Source organism: Devosia sp. (assembly GCF_041917035.1).
Lineage (GTDB): Bacteria > Pseudomonadota > Alphaproteobacteria > Rhizobiales > Devosiaceae > Devosia_A.
This window is the reverse complement of the sequence record NZ_JAYRYM010000188.1, coordinates 1-7196: the sequence shown is the minus strand read 5'-3', so window position 1 is coordinate 7196 and position 7196 is coordinate 1. Positions and strand designations below refer to the sequence as shown.

Genomic DNA, 7196 nt, shown 5'->3' with positions numbered 1-7196 from the left:
AGGGGAGAAGCGCATGGCCGCCGCCAGCGAACTGCAGCGCCTCAGGCGCGATATCGCCGATCTCGCGGCCCTCGTCCGTCCCAATGCCCGCGCGCCGCTGTCGGCGCGCGAGCGACAGGCGCTCAAGTCCGAGATCGAGGCCCTGATCCAGAGCCTCGACGAGTTGCGCACCCAGCTTTCGGGCTGACCTCACATGCTCAGCACCACCGCACCGACCTTGCGGCCGGTATCGACCCTCCGATGTGCCTGGGCAATATCGGTGAAGGCGAAGCGGCTGTCGATCACCGGCCGCAGCGCGCCGCTCGCCGCCAGCCGGGCCAGTTCGGCCGCCCCCTCGGCGGTCGGCGTGCCGGTGCCGATCACCATGCGCTTGCCGCGCCGCAGCGCGTCAAACAGCAGCCCGCCGCTGATCAGCGCCTGAAAGAACCGTCCGCCCGGCTTCAGCGCGCCCGCGACATCCGCCCAGCGGAAATTCCCCACCGTGTCGAACACCACGTCGAAGGCCCCCGTCGGCAGGGCGAAGCCGGGGGCGCGATAGTCGAGCACCGCGTCGGCGCCGAGCGCCCGCATCGCTTCGGCATTCCTGCCGCTGCACACCGCCGTGACCGGCGAGCCATACGCCTTGCCGATCTGCACCGCGGCGACGCCCACTGCCCCCGAGGCGCCGTTGACCAGCAGGCTCTCGCCCCTGCGGTAGCCGCCGCGGGCAAAGAAATCGAGCACGGTGAAGCCTCCGAACGGCAGCGCGGCAGCCTCCTCGAAGCTCAGTCCCGCCGGAATGGCGGCGACCGCCGCGGTCTCCGGCACCACCCGGTAGTCGGCATGGCTGCCGAAGAAGCCGTGCTGGCCGAAGACGCGGTCGCCCACCCGGTAGCGGGTGACGCCGCTGCCGATCGCCGTCACCTCGCCGGCGAAGTCGACGCCGGGAGTCTGGTTGCGCGGCCCGAACACGCCGAGCGACAGCCGGCCGGGCAGCCAGAAGATGCCCGGTACGCGGAACGCCCGCATCCGGGCGTCGCCGCTCGTCACGTCGCTGGCGCGGATGCGGATCAGCACCTCGCCGGCCCGGGGCACCGGCACCGGCCGCGCCTCGATCTTCAGGACGTCCGGGCCGCCATAGGCCCGCTGGATCACTGCCCGCATCGTCGTCATGGTTTGCCGTCCTTCATCTCGTCATACTGGAACACCTGTTCGAGTGGCACGCCGAACAGTCGTGAAATCCCGAACGCCATCTCGAGGCTGGGGGAATACTTGCCCTGCTCGATGGCGATCACCGTCTGCCGCGTCACCCCGAGGCGGCTCGCCAGCTCGGCCTGGGTCATCTCGCCCGCTGCGAAGCGCAGGGCCCGGATGCGGTTGCTCACCCGCGTCGGCGTCACCATGGGGCGAAGCCGAAGCGATAGGAGGCGATCCGTGCCATGGCGCTCAGCGCGCCCGAGGCGACGAAGCCGAAGTAGATCGCCTGCGCCACCCAGAAGCCGGGCTGGTCGAGCATGACGAGAATCAGCGCGCCGACCGCCCCGACGATCACCAGGCTCTGCCCGACATAGTCGCCGAAGCGGCCGATCTGCCGGTCGCGCAGGTCCGCCTTGGCGTCGGTGTCGCCGGTCACCATGCCCACGACGATGTTGACGAGGATGGAGATCAGGATGGTCGCGACAATGGCGCCGCCGATCGAATAGAGCATGGCGCCCTTGTAGTCGCGCGCCTCGAGCGGAATGGCGGCATCCCCACCCAGGACCTGCAGCAGGTAGAACCCCGCCGCCCCGACCGTCACCAGTCCATAGACCCAGGCATTGCGCTCTTCGTACCCCATGGCATCCTCGTGTAAAGAAACTTTGACACGCTGCATGTAAGGTCGAACGGACAATGTGTCAAGAATTTTTGACAGAGATAATTCGATCGCTCCGTGCGGGACTGTTCCGTTCAGCATCGTGACCAAAGCAAGGCTGGACGGTCCGCGGGCCTGCGGCTACCAATGGCGCCCGACAGGGAGGACCGTCGAGAATGGCTGCTGCGAGGAAAGTGCGCTGGGGAATTCTCAGCACCGCCAATATCGGGCTGAAGAAGGTCACCCCGGCGATCATGAAGTCGCCGCTCAGCGAGGTGGTCGCCGTCGCCAGCCGCGACATTGCCAGGGCCGAAGCCTACATCGCCGAGCTGGGGCTCGGTGGTCGTGCCCGGGCGCATGGCAGCTACGAGGCCCTGTTCGCCGATCCCGAGATCGATGCCATCTACAATCCGCTGCCCAACCACCTGCACGTGCCGATGACGCTGGCGGCGGCCCGGGCCGGCAAGCACGTGCTGTGCGAAAAGCCCATCGCGCTCAATGCCCGGGAGGCCGAGCAGCTGCGCCAGCTGCCGCCCGGCATCGTCTTCTACGAGGCGTTCATGGTGCGCTTCCACCCGCAATGGCTGCGCGCCCGCGAGATCGCCCGCTCGGGCGAACTGGGCGAATTGCGCGCCGTGCGCGGCGTCTTCACCTACTACCTCACCGACCCCGCCAACGTCCGCAACCAGGCCGATATCGGCGGCGGCGGCATCTACGATATCGGCTGCTACCCGGTCACCGGCTCGCGCTTCCTGTTCGAGTCCGAGCCGCTGAGGGCCGTGTCGCTGGTCGATCGTGACCCGATGATGAAGACCGACCGCCTCGCCTCGGTGCTGCTCGATTTCGGCGGCGGCCGGCAGGCCAGCTTCGTCGCCTCCACCCAGTCGGTCGGCCACCAGTCGCTCGAGCTGATCGGCACGCGCGGCCGGGTCGAGCTGGTGATTCCGTTCAACGCGCCGGCCGACACCGCCACCGCGCTCCTCGTCGATCCGGGCTACTCGCCCGACGGACACCTGTCGCGCCGCGAGATCATCCCGCCTTGCGACCAGTATACCGAGCAGGCCAACGCCTTCTGTCGTGCGGTGCTGGGGGAGGCCCCGCTCCCCTGGGGCGTCGAGGACGCGATCAGCAACATGCGGGTGCTGGATGCGATCTTTGCCAGCGAGAAGAGCGGCGGCTGGGCCGCGGTCTGAGAAAAAAGGGGCTAGTCCGGCGCACGAAGTTTGGCTAATAACCGCGCCATCGAAGCGGGGCTGTAGCTCAGTTGGGAGAGCGCATCGTTCGCAATGATGAGGTCAGGGGTTCGATTCCCCTCAGCTCCACCACTTCGATGCTGCCCTGCATCCCATTGACCGTGAACGGACTTTCGGCATGGGCCGGCTGATCGGCTGGCTGCGGGTGGCGCTGCGCGATCTGCGCGGCGATTTGCGGCGCTTTGCCATCCTGCTCGCCTGCCTGGCGCTCGGGGTGGCCACCATCACCATCGTCGGCTCGGTCGGGGCGGCGCTGCAATCGGCGCTACTGCGCGATGCCCGCACGCTGCTCGGCGGCGATCTCGAGGCGACGCTTTCCTATCGGGCCGCGAATGCGGAGGAGCGCGCCCTGTTCGAGCGACTGGGTCGGCTGGGCGAGGTGATCGAGGTGCTGGGGCGGGCCGATGCCGACGGGCAGTCGAGCTTTCTCTCCATTCGCGCCGTGGATGCGGCCTACCCGCTGGTCGGCACCGCCATGGTCGAGCCGACCACACCGCTGCCGGAGCTTCTGGCCCGGGAGGGCGATGTCCATGGCCTTGTCGCCGATCCGCTTCTGCTCGACCGGCTCGGCCTGTCGCTCGGCGACGAACTGCGCGTCGGCGCCGCCCGCTTCGTGCTGCGCGGCACTATCACCCGGCTGCCCGATCAGGTCACGGCAGGGCTGACGCTGGGCGTGCCGGTGCTGATGTCGGTCGAGGCGCTGGGGGCCACCGGCATCCTCGAGCCGGGCGTCCTCGCGCGCTATCGTTACAAGCTGCGGCTCGAGGGCACTCCTTACGAGGAAGCTGCCGCCGGCATCCGCGCGGCGTTTCCGGATGCCGGATTCCAGCTGAGCGCGCCGCGCGATGCGACGGCCGACCTGTCGCGCTTCTTCGATATCTTCGGGCGCTTCCTCACCATCGTGGGCCTGTCCACCCTGCTGGTGGGCGGTGTCGGGGTCTCCAATGCCGTCGCCGCCTATGTCACCGACCGGCAGCGCTCGATCGCGACGATGAAGGCACTCGGCGCCACCGGCGCCCGCATCACCGCGCATTTCCTCACGCAAGTCATGCTGCTGGCGGTGGCGGGCATCGCCATCGGCCTCGCGCTCGGTTCGGTGCTCACCCTCGCAGCGCTGCCCATCCTGGGCGGCCTGCTCGGCGTCGTGCTGCCGCCGGTTCTCGATGCCGCGACGCTGCTGACCGCCGCCGCATTCGGGCTCCTGACCGGATTTGCCTTCGGCTACCTGCCGCTGCGCCGGGCGCGCAAGCTCCGGCCCGCGCTGCTGTTCCGTTCTGCCGGTACCGCCCCCGAGGGCGGACTCGGCTGGCGCGACGTGCTCGCCCCCGGGCTTGTGCTGCCGATGGCGCTCGCCGGGCTCGGCATCTATGGTCTTGCCGTGCTGATCGCCGGCCGGCCGGTCTTCGTGCTCGTCTACGGGCTGGCGGTGGCCGGCGCCTTTCTCGTGCTGCGTGTCGCCGCGCTCGGGCTGCAAGTGCTGCTGCGATGGCTCCCGCCGGCGCCCAATCCGACCCTGCGCAATGCGCTCAAGGCCATCCACCGGCCGGGGGCTCCGGCGCCCACCGTCATGCTGTCGCTGGGCCTGGGGCTGGCGCTGTTGCTGCTGATCGCGCTGATCGACGGCAACCTGCGCCACCAGCTTTCGGCCGAGTCCATCCCGAACGCTCCGAGCTTTGTGTTCATGGATCTGTTCGAGGACGAGGCGGCGGCGCTTTCCGAGTTCGCCGATGCCGATGCCGCGATCGCCGAGTTCACCGCGGTGCCGATGATCCGCGGGCGCATCGAGCGCATCAACGGGACGCCGGTCACCGCGCTCGGTCGCACGCCGCCGCCCGAGTTCGCCTTCCTGTTCGAGGAGGAGATTCCGCTCTCCTCGGCCGCCACGCTGCCCGAGCGGTCCAGTATCGTCGCCGGCGCCTGGTGGGCGGCCGATCACGCCGGCGAACCGCTCGTCTCGGTGTTCGACCGGCTGCGCGAGCCGCTCGGGCTCAGGCTCGGCGACGAACTGAGCTTCCGCATCTTCGGCGAGGAGGTGACGGCGCGCATCGGGTCGTTCCGCGACTACGCCTGGCGCTCGGGCGGCATCAATTTCGGCTTCGTTTTCTCGCCCAATGCCTTCGATCCGTTTCCGCTCAGCTATCTGGGCCTGATGAAGGCGCAGCCGGGCGAGGATCGCGCGGTGCAGCCGCGGCTGGTCGCGGCCTTCCCCGAACTGATCTTCCTCCCGGTCGGCGACGCGCTCGAGACGTTTGCCCGGCTGCTGTCGAGCGTCACCACGGCGGTCGAGGTGATCGGCGGCTTTGCCGTGATCTCGGGCACGCTGGTGCTGGCCGGGGCGATGATCGCGGGGCGGCGACAGCGCGAGGCCGATGCGATGGTGATGAAGGTGCTGGGCGCGACGCGCGGCAATGTCGTGCGCGCCTACCTCATCGAGTATGGCCTGCTCGGGCTTCTGGCGGCGCTGCTGGCCACCGGCCTCGGCCTCGCCGGGACCTGGGCCTTCGTCGAGTTCGTGCTTGAGATCGATTTCTGGGTGGATCCGTGGCTAATGGTGGCGGTGATTGTCGGCACGATCGCGCTGACGGTCGTGGTGGGCACCGCCAGCACCTGGAGCGCATTGTCGGTCCGCCCGGCCCGCTTCCTCCGTGACGAATGATGGTCTAGCCTCTCGTCAACCCGGAGGTCATCGATTGCGCCGACTATTGCCCCTGGCCACCCTGCTGCTGTCGAGCGTTCCGGCCATGGCGCAGGAACCGGCCATCGAGGAGATCCGTGCCGCCTGGCAGGCCTGCAGCACCCGGCTGGAGCAGAAGCCCGACGACTGGACCGGCTGGCACCGCAATTTCGATGGGGGCTATGCCGACCACTTCGAGTTCCACGATGGCGGCGACGGTGAGCCGTCCGTTCTGGTCCAGACCTGGTTGATCGATGCCATCGCCACCCAGACGGATACGTCGTGCTACCGTGCCGACGGCACGCTCGCCTTCCTCTTCTCGCGGATGGTCTCCCCCAACGTTGCGGCAGACGTGGAGGGGTCGACCCTGGCGCGCGAAGGCCGCCTCTACTTCGATCCATCCGGCACCCTGATCCGGGTACTGACCCGGGTGCTCGAGGGTGACGTGGAAGTCGCCGGCATGGACACAGAGCGATATTCCCTGGCGCGCGGCTGCGGGCTCACCGCCCCGCATCCGACCGTCGCAACCGTGCGCGACCACCTGACCGCGGAACTGGGCGACATCGAGGGCAATCGCGGCGACTACGTCCTGCCGTCGCTCGACTGGTGCGCCATCGCGACCGAATGAGGGGCCTCAGTCCGGCTGCCCGCCGATCCTGGTCACCGCCGCCGAACCGGCTTCGATGCCGCGTCGCAGGCAGACCTCGAGGTCTGCACCGGCCAGTTGGGCGGTGAGGAAGCCGGCGGCGAAGGCATCGCCTGCCCCGGTCGAGTCGACCACCGTCACCTGCGGAGCCGGAAGCTGCGCGAGGATCCCCGTTGCATCGCCGGCCGCGGCGCCGGCCGCGCCGAGCTTGATCACCACCCGCCGGTAGGTCTCGCCCAGACGGCGCATCTGGGTTTCGAGGTCGGCACTGCCCGAGAGGGCGAAGGCCTCGTCTCGGTTGGCGAACAGGGTGGCAAAGCCGCGTGTCCAGTCGAGGAAGTTCTGCGCCCCCACCTCTGTGATGAAACCGACGGAGGCGGCGTCGACGACGACGGGAATGCCGCGCGTCGCGGCCTCGGTCGCCATCCACCGTACCGCGCCGCGCGGCAGCGTGGCGAACAGCGAGTATCCCGACACTACCACCAGGCGGCAATCGTCGAGCAGCCAGACCGGCATGTCGGAGTGGCTGAGATCGAGATTGGCGCCGCGATCGGTGAGGAAGCTCCGCTCCCCATCGGGATCGATGATGGTGACCAGCATGCCCGAGGGCCTGGAGGCATCGGCAATCAGCACCGGATCGACGTGGAAGCCCTTGAAATAGGCCTCGAGGTGCGGCTTGTCGCGGGCTCCGACGCGCGCCACGAAGCTCACCCTGGTGCCCATCGCGCCCAGCCACACCGCCTGGTTTGCGCCCGATCCACCAGGTCTCGTGCTGATCGCGGCGCGCCGGTC

The 7196-nt window shown here is 69.0% G+C and carries 8 protein-coding genes and 1 tRNA gene; 5 read left to right on the top strand and 4 right to left on the bottom strand.

The genetic code is table 11. The features are described 5' to 3' along the window. Window positions 1–187, top strand: a 187-nt coding sequence (locus tag ACE3TU_RS16465; protein WP_374626124.1) for a hypothetical protein, incomplete at its 5' end; no start/stop codon positions are given. A gap of 2 nt (window positions 188–189) precedes the next feature. Here the strand turns inward: ACE3TU_RS16465 and ACE3TU_RS16460 are convergent. From ACE3TU_RS16460 to ACE3TU_RS16450, 3 genes are read right to left on the bottom strand one after another with little or no spacing between them, the layout of a single operon-like run. Next, entirely contained in the window at window positions 190–1152 is a 963-nt protein-coding gene (locus ACE3TU_RS16460) for an NAD(P)-dependent alcohol dehydrogenase (protein ID WP_374626123.1), read from the bottom strand. Continuing rightward, entirely contained in the window at window positions 1149–1382 is a 234-nt protein-coding gene (locus tag ACE3TU_RS16455; protein ID WP_374626121.1) for a helix-turn-helix transcriptional regulator, read from the bottom strand. Before ACE3TU_RS16455 ends, ACE3TU_RS16460 begins: the two co-directional genes overlap by 4 nt. Then, on the bottom strand, window positions 1376–1852 hold the full coding sequence (locus ACE3TU_RS16450) for a hypothetical protein (RefSeq protein WP_374626119.1): 477 nt from the start codon (window positions 1850–1852) through the stop codon (window positions 1376–1378). Before ACE3TU_RS16450 ends, ACE3TU_RS16455 begins: the two co-directional genes overlap by 7 nt. Before the next feature lie 155 nt (window positions 1853–2007). On the opposite strand from ACE3TU_RS16450, the gene ACE3TU_RS16445 reads away from it, so the two are divergent. The 4 genes from ACE3TU_RS16445 to ACE3TU_RS16430 all read left to right on the top strand — a co-directional run bounded on the left by ACE3TU_RS16445 (window position 2008) and on the right by ACE3TU_RS16430 (window position 6386). Beyond that, window positions 2008–3024 carry a Gfo/Idh/MocA family protein gene (locus tag ACE3TU_RS16445; RefSeq protein WP_374626117.1) on the top strand — a complete coding sequence of 339 codons (1017 nt, stop codon included), beginning with the start codon at window positions 2008–2010 and terminating at the stop codon, window positions 3022–3024. Window positions 3025–3080: 56 nt separating this feature from the next. After that, a tRNA-Ala gene (locus tag ACE3TU_RS16440) sits at window positions 3081–3156 on the top strand. A 46-nt stretch (window positions 3157–3202) separates the two neighbouring features. Beyond that, a complete protein-coding gene (locus ACE3TU_RS16435) occupies window positions 3203–5740 on the top strand; it encodes an ABC transporter permease (RefSeq protein WP_374626115.1) in 2538 nt (845 codons plus the stop codon). A 34-nt stretch (window positions 5741–5774) separates the two neighbouring features. Further along, a complete protein-coding gene (locus ACE3TU_RS16430; RefSeq protein ID WP_374626113.1) occupies window positions 5775–6386 on the top strand; it encodes a hypothetical protein in 612 nt (203 codons plus the stop codon). Between the two features lie 6 nt (window positions 6387–6392). Here the strand turns inward: ACE3TU_RS16430 and ACE3TU_RS16425 are convergent. Next, the coding region (locus ACE3TU_RS16425; RefSeq protein WP_374626111.1) for a carbohydrate kinase family protein at window positions 6393–7196 on the bottom strand (804 nt) is incomplete at its 5' end.

Excerpts from the sequence above, each read along its gene's own strand:
- ACE3TU_RS16450 (WP_374626119.1), bottom strand. The coding sequence starts at position 1,852 with ATGCAGCGTGTCAAAGTTTCTTTACACGAGGATGCCATGGGGTACGAA.
- ACE3TU_RS16445 (WP_374626117.1), top strand. The coding sequence starts at position 2,008 with ATGGCTGCTGCGAGGAAAGTGCGCTGGGGAATTCTCAGCACCGCCAAT.
- ACE3TU_RS16435 (WP_374626115.1), top strand. The coding sequence starts at position 3,203 with ATGGGCCGGCTGATCGGCTGGCTGCGGGTGGCGCTGCGCGATCTGCGC.
- ACE3TU_RS16455 (WP_374626121.1), bottom strand. The coding sequence starts at position 1,382 with ATGGTGACGCCGACGCGGGTGAGCAACCGCATCCGGGCCCTGCGCTTC.
- ACE3TU_RS16460 (WP_374626123.1), bottom strand. The coding sequence starts at position 1,152 with ATGACGACGATGCGGGCAGTGATCCAGCGGGCCTATGGCGGCCCGGAC.